The organism is Sphingosinicellaceae bacterium (assembly GCA_019285715.1).
Classification (GTDB): Bacteria; Pseudomonadota; Alphaproteobacteria; order Sphingomonadales; family Sphingomonadaceae; genus Glacieibacterium.
Map to the genome: position 1 here is coordinate 373329 of CP079108.1, position 14992 is coordinate 388320.

Sequence of the window (14992 nt, forward strand, 5' to 3'; positions counted from 1 at the left end):
GCGATGGGTTGCGCTGGCGCGCGGCGAGCCCCCCGTCCTGGTATTCAGGGGACGCGCGGGGGCGCGCCGGGTCGCCGGGGGGCGACGGGGGTCTGTGCCAGAATCGCAGGTTTTCAGTTTCACGCTCATGACGCCGCAGCGCCGGGAGTCGAAAAACCGAAAACCTGAAATTCTGACCGGACTGCGGGGCCGGACCGGTCAGTCGGCCGGCGGGTGTTCCCCAGCCTCGGGTCCGGGCATGGCAACCGGCTCTAATAGCGCGAAGGCTTTGGCCCCGCGCCCACGGACTTCGAACGTCCAATGATGCTTGGCAGGGTCGTCGCCGGTATAAAGCTCGATGGTGCGTTGAACAGACCGCTTGCTGGCTTTGGTCATCTTCGCGACACCCTGCACCAAAGCCATCTTGTTCACTGTCCCGTGCTCGATGAAGCCTCTTACCGCATCGATGATGTCGGCGTCGGGCAACGGAGTTTCGGGCTCTTCAAAGCGGCTAGCATCGGCAGGCGTGACGGAAAGTAGCATGTCCTCATAATCGACCCCGTCACCGGACACGTAGCTGTAGAACGCTTGCTGGGCGACGTCGCCGCGCCGCTTGATGTTGTCGAAGAGAACTAGACGCTCGTTGGCGTCGTCGCTCGGAGCCGATGACAGGATATAACTGCAATCAAAGTCGTCGACAAAATCGCTAGTGCCGCCGTAGACAGGTTTGCCGTCTGGACCTGGGCGCTTGTTTGTGTGAGCTAGGCCGAGAAACGTTCCACCCTTCATCACAAAGTTGCGTATAAGGCTCGTAAACTCGCTCGCTGACTTCTTGTCCATTACGGAAACGAATTTCTTTAAAGTATCTAGTATAATAAATTGCCCCTTAGCCTGATCAGCGTCAATCATGCGTGAAATTGCAATCATAAGCGCACCCGCACGAAAGTTCTTGTAACCTTCAGCGAGCACGTTGACACCTGAGTGTTCAAGTATCTGCAGCTTAGCCACAAGCCCGGAACTACTGTCGTCGACATTCAGATAATATATATTGCCCGGATCGATGCGTTTTTCGGCTACCGCATCTATTACTAAACGGAGACACAGCAGAGTCTTGCCGGTATTCGGTGCCGCAAACCAGATGTTTGCCTGCCCGAAGAGACAGACGTTCCCCAACAAAGGTAGTTGTTGTTGGGCATTGCTCGCAACTTCATCGCTATGTCCCAGAAGTGAGAATTTCTTCAGCGGGCTTGGTGTCAATTTTGCGGGTGCGGCAGGTTGCGCCGGGGCAGCAGGCACTGGCGATGACGCGGGTGATGCTGGCGAGTGCGGAGGGGTGTCGAGTGCGGTAGGAACGTCCGACGTCCGCGCTTGAAGAGGGACCACCAGTGAGGCGGTGGAGATACCCGCCGCCGCGACCGGCGCCGCGGCTATCGTTTCGGGTATGTTCGGCGAGTGGGGCGCTGTGGGTATGATCGCAAGTGTCGCAGCATCGGAGTTTGGCGGTAATTTAGCTATGGCGGCCCTGAGGGCTTCGTTGCTCATGCGCAGATTCTTTCAAGCGATCGGAACCAAGGTTGTGACGGTTCCGGGGGTTGGCGGATGCCCGCGCTTGCGGAAAGGTATTTGTGGAGGTCGATGTTTTAGGTAGCCGCCGGCGTTGACCAACGTCCTGCGCGTGGCCGCGCAGCTTGTAGTCCAGCGGGAGCCAACGCTCGGGCCGCAGGTTTTCAGTTTCGCAGGTTTTGCAGGTCTTGTCGGTGAGCGATCTTCCGCTCGATACCCCCCCGCAAGAGGCTTCGAATCGGCTCGGCTGGCCTGCTCCGAACTCCTTCCGAGTGACCTTTTCGTATGTCTCAGGAAGGGGGTAATTGACTTAGCATAAAGCGCTCCATTTTTTGGGTGCTCCTAATCATGTGAAGAGGGTTAAAAGCACGGGTTTGAATATACAACGATGTCAGTATGTTAGGCTCGTCCTTTTTGTGCCAAATAGGTATTCTCGGCTTCATCGTTTTCACCGCCGCGGGATATATTAGGTAGTATCTAGCCCATGTTTGGCTGACCGATTTGACGAGTCTGGGATCCAGTCGGGGGAGTTAAAATCTACGTAGCCCGCGCCGCTGCCTTGCATATCAGATCACCTGTTGTTCTTCTCATTTTTCCAAGATTTTCATCCCTGATGCGGTGCCGCCGGAGTGGCCCTGGGAGCGCACCCGGCCGGCGGGGAGGGCCGAGGTATGGGTCGGGGGTCAAAGCGTGCCCACCGGAGCTCCCTGCCTGCCCAGGTTAGCGGTCGGATGTCGAGCCGCCGGGGAATGGGGGCAGCTGCGGGGGCGGCCGGCGGGCTTCAGATCGGCATGCAGCTAACAATAGGTGCTCGTTGCCGGCCCTACTCGGTTGAAGAAGTCAGACACGGTTGAATGCGCCGCAAGATTTTCTCCCTGCCCCAGAATGTCACTTTAGATCGTTCGATTCCGTCGATCTGGACAGCCGCACTCACTCCTCCAAGTCCACCGCCACTACCATCCCATACAATCAACACGCGCTCAGCCCGGTCAGGCTGCCGATAAATCTGCGGCATTATGGGCGCGTCGACATTAATCATGCATCGTTCGAGATCATACATTTTATGAGTTGTCACACCCGAATATACCGCCTTTGACTTCATTAGGCCTGGAAGGTCTTCCGCATAGGCAGAAAACGGAACGAGTGTCATGCACCCGATAATCCAGTGCTTGTAGCTTACTTTCACTATTGATCTCCTGTGAGCGGCAATTGCGTCTATTTCAAAATACTCGCTAGAAAAGACAGACAAATAAGATAATTCAAACGTCCTGAGGTGATACGGCGTAACCTTAAAAGATTAGTGCGGCGGCTTATCTTGCCAGTTCTGATGAATCAACGCGATAAATCTGACATCTCCGGACGGGCGTGCAGAGGAGGCCGGACAGCGTGCTCCGCGCGCCGGCAGGGTCACGGTATGCGTCGGGGGTCCGAGCATGCCCAGCGGGGCTCCCTGCCGGCCCAGACTAGCAGTCGGGTGCCGAGTTGCCGGGAAGCGGGGGCGGGGGCGGGGGCAGTTGCACGGCATTCAGCGGGGCGATGACTTCGTCGCGGCGGTCGGGTCGAAGTTCCGTGTCTGCAATTGCTCTGCCGATCACGCCCGCTACGGTCAAAGCTGCAAAGATCGCAAGGCAGCTCAGGGGATAGCTCTCGAACAGCCGATACGCGATGCAGAACAGGAAGAAGCCGTACGTGGCCGCGGGTCGGAAGATCGCTCCCCAGACGATCAGGGTAAGCAGCAACGCGAGGATCAATAAGGTTGCTGCTTTGAACACCGTCAGCAGCACGCACGCGAGCAGGAGTGCGCCAAGCGGCTTCACGGTGCTGACCGGTGGTGATGTCGATCGCCATTCAAACAGCTTGGAACGGCTTTCATATAAGTTGGCTGACTTTGCGGGCTCATCGGGCATACTCCCGGCACATGCCGAGCAGCTCCGGGTCGACGCCTTCGTCGTCTTGGATGAGCAGGACGTAGGCGAAGCCGGTGTCACCGACCGTATAGATCAGCTCGAACCAGCCCCCGACATCGTGCAGCCAGTCCCAGGACGGTTGGAAACCCGCTTCTCCGTAGCGGTGTCCATCGATGAAATTGATGACCGGTGAAAGGCCGATCTCATCGATGATGTCCGCCTCCGTGTCGCCGGGCTGAACGACCAGAATGTGGGTGAGCTCGGTAAGATCGCCGACATCCCTTTGCAGGTTGGCGATGCGCGACAGCAGCAGGCGTTGCAGCGAACTCTGGCGGCAGAGGAATGCAGCCGCGTCGAAGCATGCGCGGTCATGTAGTGAGATCATGAGCTTTCCTTTCAATAAAGAAAAAGCGCCCGTGGATCATCCACAGACGCTTGCGGGCCGCTCGCTGGCGGGTTGGTTGGAGGTCCGATGGTCGTGCCCGCGGTGGGCTCGGACGATCGGCCAGGCAGATGTGGTTAGGTGACCGCCGCCGCGGCGGTGTCGCTGTAGTGTCGGCAAAGGCTCAGCAAGGCCCGGTCGACGCCTTCGTTATCCAGAACCAGAACGACATGGGCGAAGCCGTCGTCGGTCATGACGAAGACCAGTTCGAAGAAGCCTCCGTGATCTTGTATCCACTCCCAGGATGGTTCGAAGCCGGGCTGTCCGAAGCGGGAGCCGTCGATCAAATTCTGCCGAACTGGAAATCCGAGTTCCGCATCGATCGCCGCCATGCTGTCGCCGGCCTCGACGACCAGAAAACGTGCAAAGCTGCAAAGCTGCGAATCTGCAGGGCTGGCGAGCTGATTGACGCGCATCTTCAGGAGCGGCCCGACCAATCGCTCAAGGGAGGCCGGCAAGCCCGCAAGCTGCGATATGTCTGTGATCATGATCATAACTTCATCCTTTGGAACAAAAAAAAGACCCCCAGCGGTGAGGCTGGGAGCCGGGTAAGAAGCGGTGCTGCGGGGACTATTTGAAAGTCACGAGGACTCTCACTTGCAGCCGCCAAGACTGGAGGGGCAGAGCGATCAGTGACGAAGCCACTCGGGCGATAGGTGGCCGAACCGTTGTGAGAGCGCTTGGCGAACTGCCAGTTATCTTGCTAAGTAGCCAGCAGTCCGACGATTCTAACCAGTGGACGGTTATGAAAATTGCATCTCTCAGCGATCAAGAATTACTGGATAGCCAGAACCTTATAGATGACTTACCTCCGGGCGAGTATCAGCTGAGCGAGACTTATGGCGGATATTTTAAGGAGTTGAACTTTCCAAAGCAGTTTGGTAAATCTTTTAAAGCGGCAGTTGTTAATGCTAGGCTCGTCAACATCAAGCTAAGCCAAATTGATACCGGCGACAAACATTGGCGCTACTATATTAAGTGCTAGCTTCACTAGTGCTTATGATGAGACGCGACACGTTCGACTTTTTTGTCTACAGTTATTCCCTTAATCACGCCCGCGAAGACCAGAGCTGTTACGACTGTAAGGGAGTCCAGAAGACGGCAAATTTGATCGAATACAATTATCAAACCCCTTTGGGTTTTTTTTATAATTGAGCCAGACACGAACAGTTAGGGCAGCCCCGTGCCCAATAAGGTCAGCTCGACCCGAAATGTCGTTATTATCATTGGTCCAGATAATCATTCTTTCTGCCGGACGATCCGGCTGTCCGTAAACATGGGGAACGCCACCAACATTGTTGAGCCTGATAATACAACGCTCGGCATCACCAATCGAAACCTCTGAGGTGAACTCAAAGTCTGGCGGGGAGCCATCAAGCTTTCCAATCCAAGTCGCACTTGCTGGACTGTGGTCAAATATTGCCACCCAACCAAAACCAATCGTCAGTGTCAGCAGCCTGAAGACTTGCATTGCCTTATCCTCATGAATAGTAAGAACCTAACGAACATATTTAGCCACCTCACCTACAGAGAGATAGCTGCGATCACCTTGACGTCCGGTTGCCCGGCGATACGGAGAGGTATCTCGAACAGGCTTGTGATGTTGCTCGTCGCCTGTCGCTTCGCTGCGTTGAGCAAGCCGGACTGCTGCGCCTGTGCGATCATTGCCCTGCGTGCGTTCGCGTAGTTGATCTTGCGCAATGCGTCCACCTGGGTTTCGCTCCAAGTCAGAAAACCACCGTTGGTCGTGGTAGCGTTCTCCGGTTGAAAGGCGATGTCTCCGACGGTGACTCTCGGCAACCGAACGGTCACGATCTTGGCTTTCTCGTTGTAGCTGACGTCTGCCAGCGAAAGCTCGGAAAGATTGACGTAGTAGTTAACCACTGCGGGCACGCTCAGCTCTTGTACCCCACGAAAAATCCACAAATTTATCCGCTGAGTTCGGATTTTCGCGGTGCCTTTGTAGGAAAATACCAACAGCTTATTTTCTTCGCGCAGGCTCTCCACGGTCGTGGCCAGCACCTTGCTCGTGTCGAACTGGATATAGCCGCTAGGTTTCGCCGGCGTACCACCCGGCCACTTATCAGCGACGAGGTAGCCGGCCGCCGTGGCGCTCAAGTGAGTGGCGATCAGCGCTGCTAGAGTGACCTTCATTTCTGTTTTGCCAGAAAAAGGTGACGGCCTTTTAAAATCAAATTTGTAGGGCGCAGGTCTCGGGGTTTTTGGACGGCGTCCCGGCGGGCCGATGGAAGGCCCGGCTGGCTTGGTATTTGTTCCATAGTAGTCTCCTTTCGTGGATGAGGTGTGACGCAGCCGGCGGCCACGGTTGAGACGTGCACGTTCCAATCCAGAGTTATCGGAACGAGACGTAAACGCTGGCGAAATTGGGTTCCTCCTCCGTGGTTCGATCGGCCATCTTCGGTCCAGTATGTAGGGTGGGCGTAAGAAACTATTTGGCCGGGAACGTGATGCGTATGCCGAAGGAGGGAGGGCGGTGGCCGGAAGCGTTGACGAAGGAGGCGCGCCTGGATCGCACCTACCTCAGCGGGGTCGAGCAGGTGGTTCGGAACCCGACTGACGGTCGGGGCGCGGGTGGCGACCGCGTTGGAATGCAAGCTGGGTGACTTGCTGGATTCAAGTTCACTCGGTTATCTCGCAGCGTCGACCCGGGGATGCCTGAAAAACCCAGTTATCGAAGAGGCGTCGGTTGGTATCATATAAGATGGCAAGTTTTGCGCGGTCATAGTCGTGCTCCCGGCACACGGCGAGAAGCGTCGTGTCGGTGTCGTCAGCACCTGAGACGAGCTCATTATAGGCAAAGCCGCCGCCACCTGCGGTCACGATCATTCTGGCCAATCCCCCCCGGTGGCACCCTGCCAGCCTCACGACGGTCACTGCGATTTCTTCAAGTATGCCTGTTTCGCATCGGTTTGCTCGATGACCAAGATAGATCTTGCGGCTTGCCCGCGCCCGAGGCTGCCTGCTACGGCCCAAAGTATGCCGATTCCCGACTATCAAACCTTGATGCTTCCGGTCCTGTCTATCGCGGCAGCAGGTGAGACACGTGTGCCGGTGGCAGCCGAGAAAGTTGCAGACCTGCTGGGACTATCTGAGGCGGAGCGTGAGGAGATGCTGCCCAGTGGCAAGCAAAGGTTGCTTCACAATCGCATTCACTGGGCCAAGTTCTACATGGCCAAAGCGGGGCTCATCGAATCGCCAAAACGTGGCGTGTTCAAAGCAAGCGACTCTGGCCTGAAGCTGCTTCTGACTAAGCCGACGCAAATCAACGTCGAGATGCTTAAATCGATTCCTTCATTTGCAAGTTTTTATGATGCATCTAACTCTGTAGAAATAATCAGTGATATCAAGCATATCACGCCTCCATCGCTTTCAACGAAGACGCCAGAAGAGCAAATTGATGCCGCACAGGTAGTCCTGCTATCCGCTCTTAAGTCAGATATCTTGTCTGCAATCGCTGAGAAAAGCTCCAGCTTCTTCGAAAGCGTAATCATCGATCTTTTGGTAGCCATGGGCTATGGGGGATCTCACGAGAACGCCGCATTGCGACTGGGGAAAAGTGGTGACGGCGGCATCGACGGAATAATCGATGAAGATCGCCTCGGGCTCGACCGGATCTACGTACAAGCGAAACGCTACTCGTCACACGTGGGCGTAGGCCGTCCCGAGATACAGGGTTTTGTCGGCAGTTTGGTGGGGCTCGGTGCATCCAAGGGCGTCTTCGTGACGACATCGAGCTTCAGCAGCTACGCCATCGATTTTGCTCGCGGCCTTCAGCAGCGGGTGATCTTGATTGATGGAGCTCGCCTCGCAGAGCTTATGGTGGAGTTTGGTGTGGGCGTGAGAGTGAGCCGCACCGTGGAGGTAAAGCGCTTGGACGAGGATTTCTTCAGCGACGAGGCATAGATTTAGCTTGGGGGCAGCCTGTACAACTCAATGCGGCTCCCCAAATCAGGCGTTACCTCAAACTTGACTCCTCCATGCTCCAGCGGTTCAGGCCCGAGCGCCCGGACCAAGTTCGACGCGACGACGCTGCCGACCCGGACTAGGGCAAGTGGGGAGCCTCGGCGCCCGCAAGCGTCCACAACCGCCCGAACTAGAAAAGTGATTTCCGCAGGTGAGTGTCCGGCGAGATCGACGCCAAGAGGTTCAGGTACAGTTACGGCTTGCAGAACCGATGCAAGGCCCTCGGCTATCTCATCTAGGATCAGGACCCGTTAATTTGCTTGCCTGTGTGGCAACCGCTTGATTCAATGGTGGTGCTGAGGAGGCGTTGCCATGAGTGATCTGATGTTGTTGTCGGAGGCGCAGATGCGCCGGATCGAGCCCTATTTTCCGCTGCCGCACGGCGTACCGCGGGTCGATGACCGGAGGGTGATCAGCGGGATCATCTTCGTGATCAGGAACGGCCTGCGCTGGCGCGATGCGCCGAAGGATTACGGTCCGCACAAAACGATCTACAACCGCTTCATCCGCTGGAGCCGGCTTGGCGTGTTCAACCGTATCTTCGCAGCGCTGGCGGCCAAAGGCGGCAAGCCCGACCAGCTGATGATCGACGCGACGCATCTGAAGGCACACCGGACCGCGGCCAGCCTCCTCAAAAAAGGGCTCTTCCCCGATGTATCGGACGCACCAAAGGCGGCCTGAACTCCAAGCTGCACGCGGTCTGCGACGGCCAGGGTCGGCCGCTGGTCATGCTGCTCACCGAGGGGCAGACCAGTGACTACAAGGGTGCCGCGCTGATGCTCGAGGCCCTGCCGAAAGCCAAGGCCATGCTCGGCGACCGGGGCTACGACGCCGACTGGTTCCGTAATGCTTTGATCGCCAAGGGCATCGCGCCGTGCATTCCATCGAAAGCTAACCGCAAAGTGCCGATCGACCATGACCGGACGCTCTACCGGCAGCGTCACCGCATCGAGAACATGTTCGGCAAGCTCAAGGACTGGCGACGCATCCACACCCGCTACGACCGCTGTGCCCATACCTTCTTCTCGGCCATCGCAATCGCCGCCACCGTCATCTTCTGGCTCTGATCAATGAGTCCTGACCATAGTCTGGCCATTTAAAAGGTGTCCTGAACCACGTTGCCACGAGCCAAAATTCACCAAGCCGAATTCGAAGCAGACCGGCGGTTTACGGCAGCGCCTATCAGCACCGTTCTGACCGGGATGATACAAGACAGCAAGGTAGATAGGTCGAGGGTAGCCGCGGGTCCGCCTGGCCGGTCGAACGCTACCGGACCGTTTCGGGCGTATAACGGCGCTCGGCACAGCGGGATGTCTGGAAAGGGTGGACAGCGATCCGGCCGCTTTAGATTCGTGGCAAACGGGGTCGGCGAGTAGTTAATCGAAACATCCAGGGTCTCGAGCAAGCCGGAATCTCAGAGCCATCCGATCCACTGATCAAGATCGGCATGAACGCTCATCGCGCGATGAAGAACTGCGCGCCAGCCATACACACCGTAAAGGCTGGCATTTTCGACCGCCTCCGCGGCCAGAAAGCCCGCGGCGTTGGGGCCGCCGGCATTGAGATACGAACGCGCGCTTCTCAGTACCGTATTGATGAGATCGTTCGAGTAGGTGTCGTAAAGCTCGATCAGTTTGAGTTTGCGAAAGTGGGCTTCGATGAGCTTCCAAGATGCCGCTGACATACCGGCCTGCTGAACAGCGAACGTCGCTCCAATCGCCTGTGCGGCCGCATTTGATACGATTGTAGCTGTTAAGAACGGCACCGCTGGGACGGCATCACGGTAGAAATGGAGATATTGCCGGGCGCCGGCATCAAGCCAATCATCGCCCTTGGTCGAATTGCAGCGCGTGCAGCATGGAACAAGGTTCAAGGCATGCGCGGCGAACTCGGGAAACTTTTCCGCCGGCAGATAATGATCGTGACTGCCTGGGGTAGTCGCGTCGCAATAAGGACACCATATGAGCCGGCCATCTGGCTGCGCCTCCTTGATCGCCTTCTTGAGTGCCTTCATGCCTTTGCTTCGACCGTAACAGGACCGCAACTCCATCTGAACTATATCAAATGTGGATGGTGGCATGTCCTGCAGCGTGTCGATCGCAAAGCGGGTCTCATAGTCAGTGAAGCGGCCACGGATTGCCGCCTGTTGGCCGACCAAAGCAGCCTTCGCCGCGCCCTTCTTGTTGTCCCTGATACCCTCGAAAAAATCGATGTAGGCCGGTGGCGTCGCGACACAGGCAAGTTGCTTCACTGCTTGGCCTGTCGGGCATAGCGCGCAAGCAAATACGCTTTCGCATTCATCCCCAGCCGGTTTGTGAATAGGCCGAGGGCGTCTTCGAGGCTCATCTTTCGCGCTATTGCCGCAAGCGCCTCGCGATAAGGGCTCTCGGCCTCCTGAGTCTTGAACACGTGCTCTGTCAGCTCCGCCACGCTCTCGCCAAAGCTCTCGAATTGTAGCGGGTCGGCATACGTCACACCTTCTTCTCGCGTGAATACGACGACACGCTTCGAGGGTATCTCCTGAATGAAGATCGGCGAGTGGGTTGCGATAATTGCATAGGACAGGTGTTCGTGGAGAATTGCTGTCAGGACAGCGAAGAGATTGGCGACCGCATTCGGGTGGAGATGGGTTTCCGGCTCGTCAAACAACACCATGCTCTCGAGCTGGAGCCAAGCAAGCAGCCCCGTCACGAAATGGCAGAGGATGGCCTGACCAGAACTAAGCCGCGCGAGGAGGTGGCTGTCCTCCAGATCGGCATCAATTTCGTCGCGGAGCTCGGCTTCGCTAAGCTCGCTTGTCTCGCCTAGGATCGTTGCGATGTGACCGATCCAATCGTGGTCTCGATTTAGTTCGCGAACGCGGCTCTTGTTCGCGCGGAAGGTGCGCTGCAAGCCGGTCTGCGACAGGTTGCCCTTCTCGTCGCGAATACCGCAATAGACGTAGCTGCTGCTCTCATCTCGAAGACTGGGACGACGAAAGCGGTCGAACGCGCTGTAAGAAACGGCCAGTACACGAGTAAAAAGGGGCTGGTCGCTTGGAAATCGCGCTTTGCGCTCATCAAATGTATTCGCGGATACTTTTCGAACCTGCGCGAGGTCCGCGCTTAGCTGCGCTAAGAAGCGAGTCTTGCCGACGGCATTACGCCCGATGACCGCGACAAGACGGCCGGGCAGCACGTCCCTTGCCTTAAAATCGAACTCGACTTGGAAGGGCTGCTCGTCATCAGACAATTTGCAGACGTAGGCGAAGGACGGTTTTTCGACGGGTTGTTCGCCGCGCGACCAAGCACTCCCAAACCTCTGCGACCGTCTAGCTAAATTCTCACGCATCAAGCCGTTGCGGAAGACCGTTGAGGTTTCGAAACGCCCTGCAAGACCGGGTCTGACGGCGATATCGCGCAACGCGGTCAGAACCTCTTGGGCACCACTGCCAAAGGTATCAAACATCCATGCGTAATATCGTTGTGACTGACCCAGGGATATGAAACTGGAACCGATGTCATCGGTAAATCGATCGGGAGGATCGCTTTGACCATAGACCAGCCAGTCGCTATTTTCTTCAGAACCTTGCAAAATTTTAGTTTTACCAACCGAACTCCGTGTACCATTTGAATTAAACCACAATAGGTCAAATCTCACCTTACTGCCATAATCATCCCAATCATCACCTTGAATGACGAAAGTGTTTTTTAAGCCCGCTGGTATCGGATCGTCATAATCGATCGAAACAAAGTTTAGCTTGGGTGTGATAGGCATCTAGGATCCTGTCAGGCAGTTAATTTGCAGATATGTTAAAAATCCAGACCGAGCGCTACTCGTCTCCTCGTGCAACCACTCCTCGGCGATGAAAACGGCAGGCAGTCAATCAGGCCCGAACCGGAACCTCTTCGCTTGGCTGTGGCTGCCCCAAGCGCGGGAGGGTCCGGTGCTCATCTGACCGCCGGCTCATCGATGTCCGTCAGCTTCCTTGAGAGCGCGGCAGATATCGACCGATTAACCTCTTCGGGAAGAAGTCCAAGGTGATCAAAAAAGCTTTTGTTTCGGAGCTCGGCGTCCCGAAACAATTTCTTATAGCTGATCACGCGAATGGACGCGTTGCGGTTCGTCGAGAAACCGTAAAAACCGAGTCCATCTGGTGTTGGATGCTGAGCAACACTGCGACGTAATTTGTTTTTTGCGCCCTCGCTCAGGTCGCAGATCACAATACACTCAAATGGCGTGCCGTCATTAATTTCGTCGATGATCTGCCCATCGGCGTCCCGGACGGTCTTACCACGCAGCTTCTCGATATAGCCGAGAACCTGATCAATTGGGTCGCTGCTAAGTCTCTCATCGCCAGGCCGCTTGAACTCGATGATCACGACCGGATCGTTGGTCCCCTCGCGTCGAAACCCAAAGGGATTGAGAAATAGGAGGTCGGGTTCTTGACTTGCACCCTCAATACCAAGAGAAGACAGCGTCTTGTCTGATGCAAAAAACTGATAGTAGGATAGTAACTCGTCGATAAGCCAAAGATTATGCTCGGTGTAGTTTTTTGATGTCAGCATCTTGCCCATGGGGCAGATGAATTCGTGAATAGAACGTTCTAGCTCGTACGAGCGCCTATCCGGGTCCGAGTATCTGAGCATCGACCGTGCTATCTGGATTATCTGGTGTCGCTTGAGAGTGTATTCAGCCAAGCGGAGCTTGGCGTCATCGCTCACCTTCTGCAAAAGCGCTTCAACCGCCGTATCTGCACCGGGCTTGGGTTCTGGTTCGTCGTGCTCCATCCGGCGAATTTGGGCGCGGACCTTCTTCTCGTGCCGGTACAGCAGCGTAAAAAGTGTCTTGGCAATATCCTCATCGGACATGCTGGGCGAAAGCCCCGCCACATAGCGATCGACATCATCAACGGAGATGGCAAGCTGTGGGTGTTCTTCCAGAAGACTGACTACAAGATGCTTTTGCTCAGTCCTAATACTATGAATATGGACGGACAGAAATCTCTGCGCAGATGCGAGCGCAGCATCTTTAATGGCTTCGATCTCCTCTTCCCGCGCCTTGAAGCTCGTCCTTTCCTGATCCACCTTCTCGTCCAGAAAGGCGCCCCGGATGACGCAGGCATAGGCCTTTCGGTTCTCTAGCCCCTTCAGTGCAAACTTCTTCTCAATTTCAATGCTTTGCACCACACGGCCCTGGGCTGTCAGCAGGATCGAGTTTGAGAGTTCGCGCGCGATTTTAGGATCGACATAGACATGGGTGATAGAGATTACGCCAACCGCATCCGAGACATAAACATCTTCCGAGTTTTCGACATCGAGGCGCGTGCTTAGATACTGGCCTACATTGACCTCGCGCTTGCCCATCCGCACGACGAGCTGGGGCATGCTACCGGCAATGAAGAACGGGAAGAAATGGTGGGAGAGACTTCGCGACAGGAGGGCCATAGACAATTTCTTGTCGTCTTCTTTTGCCCCAACCAGAGAAATGGTTGTCCCCTGGGGAGCGCCATCTGACGCAGATCGTGTCAAATTCTCGCGCGAATCCTCGTGCTGCGGTTGGAAGCGGAACGAGACGGAGTGGCTACCGACCGCCGACTTATATGTGCTGCGAACGTCGATTTGCTTGAAGGCCTTTAGCCAGACCAGCCGGCCGACCCCTCGGCCGCCAATTTCGGCTTTCTCCATTGTGTCACAGACGTTGAAAGAGTCGAGGTGGCGATCATTTAGCCCGATCCCGTTGTCGTGCACCACGACGTCCTCGATCGCTTTGTCGGCATTCTTCGAAACGTTCACCAAGATGGCGCCGGGTGCGATGTCGGAACCTTCGGCAGGACGTTCCTCGATTGCCTGAACACCATTCATGACTGCTTCGTAGATCGAGTAAAGGAGGGCGGTCCGCCCATCTGGAAGCCGCATGTTCCGGATGCGGCCCTCAATATCGAATTTCATCTCCACCCCGCTAAATTTCCGTAATGATCAAGCCTCTCAGCGGTCTCGGGTCAAGGCTCGCGCGTACTATTGATCAGCGGCAGCCACGGGCTCGCGGCAAAGGGGACTGAACTGTGGTCGTGACGTGCGCTGATCGGGTCGCTTGTACGCGATAAACGAATGACCTGAGTTCGGGAGGGGAGAGCTGGCCGCGGATGGCAAAAGGCGGTCTCGTCACCGCGAAGCGCATGGCGATAGCGGCAACGCTGCTTGTCGTCCGTGACGCGGCGGCGGCTTAGTAGTACGTCGATGAGCGGGTCAACACGGGGGCAAGCGTAGGTTTTCCGTTTCCCCTAGCCGAAGCGGCCCAAACAAGGCCCAAGCGACTTGCCTATCCTAGGGCCTCTGCCCGGATGTGTCGGGTCTATCTACTGAAAGGCCCGGTGCCGCTTAGGTGACTCGAACACCTGACCCCATCATTACGAATGATGTGCTCTACCGGCTGAGCTAAAGCGGCGTACCCGGGAGGCGGGGCCTTAGCAGGGGGGGCAGGCGCGGGCAAGCGTGGTGCGGGCAGATGTCGGCGCGGCGCGGCGCCGAGCACGGTGCAAGTCAGGGGCGGGGCCGCCGTAACCTCTGGCCTGGAGGTGCACATGCGTGATCACGGCAACCATGACGGTGTCCGGGCCAGTCCGCTCTGCGAGCCGTGCTTCGAGGCACCGCCGCGGCTATCGGGGGCAGAGCGCCGGCTGTCGACGCGCGCGGCGGCGGCGTTCGCCAGTGGCGAGGGCAGCCACGCCTTCCGCGACAACGCGGTGACGCTCGACCGCGATGCGGCCGGGGGCGGGTTGGTGCGGACCGTCGGGCGACTGGTGTCGTCAGCCTTCGCGCTCCCCGCTGGGCCGCTGGGGGAGCCGCCCGAAACCCTGGCAGCGGCGTTGGCGATGGCATTCGCGAGGCTCGGCGAGACCGGCGAAGTGACGCCTTTCGAGGCGGCGGTAGCGACGCCGAGCGCGGCCTGCGTGCTGCTCCGCGGCGTGCTGCTGCCGACGGCCACCGGCGGTGACGCGGTGCTAAGCTGGAAGCAGGTGCTGGACGACGACGCTACCGCACGGCTGCGTGCCGAACTGTTACGCGAGATGCGGCCACGCGCTGCCCGCAGCGCGGCGGTCGACACCTTTGCTTAGCCTGCCGAGCGTCCCGCATGC

15 protein-coding genes and 1 tRNA gene are annotated in these 14992 nt (G+C 57.1%); 4 read left to right on the forward strand and 12 right to left on the reverse strand.

Annotated elements, in window-relative coordinates:
* Positions 1-198: 198 nt before the first annotated feature.
* From KX816_01835 to KX816_01855, 5 genes are all read right to left on the reverse strand, one after another.
* Positions 199-1521, reverse strand: coding sequence for an AAA family ATPase (locus KX816_01835; protein ID QXQ06832.1), 1323 nt, complete (start codon positions 1519-1521; stop codon positions 199-201).
* Positions 1522-2365: 844 nt separating this feature from the next.
* Positions 2366-2728 (reverse strand): hypothetical protein, encoded by a 363-nt coding sequence (locus KX816_01840; protein ID QXQ06833.1) that lies wholly within the window; start codon positions 2726-2728, stop codon positions 2366-2368.
* A 277-nt stretch (positions 2729-3005) separates the two neighbouring features.
* A complete protein-coding gene (locus KX816_01845; protein QXQ06834.1) occupies positions 3006-3449 on the reverse strand; it encodes a hypothetical protein in 444 nt (147 codons plus the stop codon).
* A complete protein-coding gene (locus tag KX816_01850; protein ID QXQ06835.1) occupies positions 3439-3834 on the reverse strand; it encodes a hypothetical protein in 396 nt (131 codons plus the stop codon). The genes KX816_01845 and KX816_01850 overlap by 11 nt, the downstream gene beginning before the upstream one ends.
* Before the next feature lie 134 nt (positions 3835-3968).
* Entirely contained in the window at positions 3969-4385 is a 417-nt protein-coding gene (locus KX816_01855) for a hypothetical protein (GenBank protein ID QXQ06836.1), read from the reverse strand.
* A 176-nt stretch (positions 4386-4561) separates the two neighbouring features.
* On the opposite strand from KX816_01855, the gene KX816_01860 reads away from it, so the two are divergent.
* Entirely contained in the window at positions 4562-4876 is a 315-nt protein-coding gene (locus KX816_01860; GenBank protein ID QXQ06837.1) for a hypothetical protein, read from the forward strand.
* Positions 4877-4936: 60 nt separating this feature from the next.
* Here KX816_01860 and KX816_01865 read toward each other — a convergent pair whose 3' ends face one another.
* The 3 genes from KX816_01865 to KX816_01875 form a co-directional block, all read right to left on the reverse strand.
* Positions 4937-5362, reverse strand: a complete 426-nt coding sequence (locus tag KX816_01865) for a hypothetical protein (protein QXQ06838.1) — start codon at positions 5360-5362, stop codon at positions 4937-4939.
* A gap of 53 nt (positions 5363-5415) precedes the next feature.
* Positions 5416-6237, reverse strand: coding sequence for a DUF4230 domain-containing protein (locus KX816_01870; GenBank protein QXQ06839.1), 822 nt, complete (start codon positions 6235-6237; stop codon positions 5416-5418).
* 294 nt (positions 6238-6531) lie between these two features.
* Entirely contained in the window at positions 6532-6738 is a 207-nt protein-coding gene (locus tag KX816_01875; protein QXQ06840.1) for a hypothetical protein, read from the reverse strand.
* Positions 6739-6888: 150 nt separating this feature from the next.
* Between KX816_01875 and KX816_01880 the strand changes: the two genes are divergently transcribed.
* A complete protein-coding gene (locus KX816_01880) occupies positions 6889-7815 on the forward strand; it encodes a restriction endonuclease (protein QXQ06841.1) in 927 nt (308 codons plus the stop codon).
* 372 nt (positions 7816-8187) lie between these two features.
* Positions 8188-8942, forward strand: a protein-coding gene (locus KX816_01885) for an IS5 family transposase (protein QXQ06842.1) whose coding sequence is annotated in 2 segments (ribosomal slippage) — positions 8188-8521 and positions 8521-8942 — 756 coding nt in all. Because the reading frame shifts where the segments join, the coding sequence is not laid out codon by codon here.
* Positions 8943-9289: 347 nt separating this feature from the next.
* On the opposite strand, the gene KX816_01890 is transcribed toward KX816_01885, so the two are convergent.
* The 4 genes from KX816_01890 to KX816_01905 form a co-directional block, all read right to left on the reverse strand.
* On the reverse strand, positions 9290-10126 hold the full coding sequence (locus KX816_01890) for an HNH endonuclease (GenBank protein ID QXQ06843.1): 837 nt from the start codon (positions 10124-10126) through the stop codon (positions 9290-9292).
* A complete protein-coding gene (locus KX816_01895; protein QXQ06844.1) occupies positions 10123-11631 on the reverse strand; it encodes an ATP-binding protein in 1509 nt (502 codons plus the stop codon). Before KX816_01895 ends, KX816_01890 begins: the two co-directional genes overlap by 4 nt.
* 173 nt (positions 11632-11804) lie before the next feature.
* Complete coding sequence (locus KX816_01900; protein QXQ06845.1) at positions 11805-13805, reverse strand: hypothetical protein; 2001 nt, start codon at positions 13803-13805, stop codon at positions 11805-11807.
* A gap of 423 nt (positions 13806-14228) precedes the next feature.
* Positions 14229-14301, reverse strand: a tRNA-Thr gene (locus KX816_01905).
* Positions 14302-14437: 136 nt separating this feature from the next.
* Between KX816_01905 and KX816_01910 the strand changes: the two genes are divergently transcribed.
* The gene (locus KX816_01910; protein QXQ06846.1) at positions 14438-14971 is read left to right on the forward strand and encodes a hypothetical protein; all 534 of its coding nucleotides are present in this window, start codon (positions 14438-14440) and stop codon (positions 14969-14971) included.
* Positions 14972-14992 lie beyond the last annotated feature (21 nt).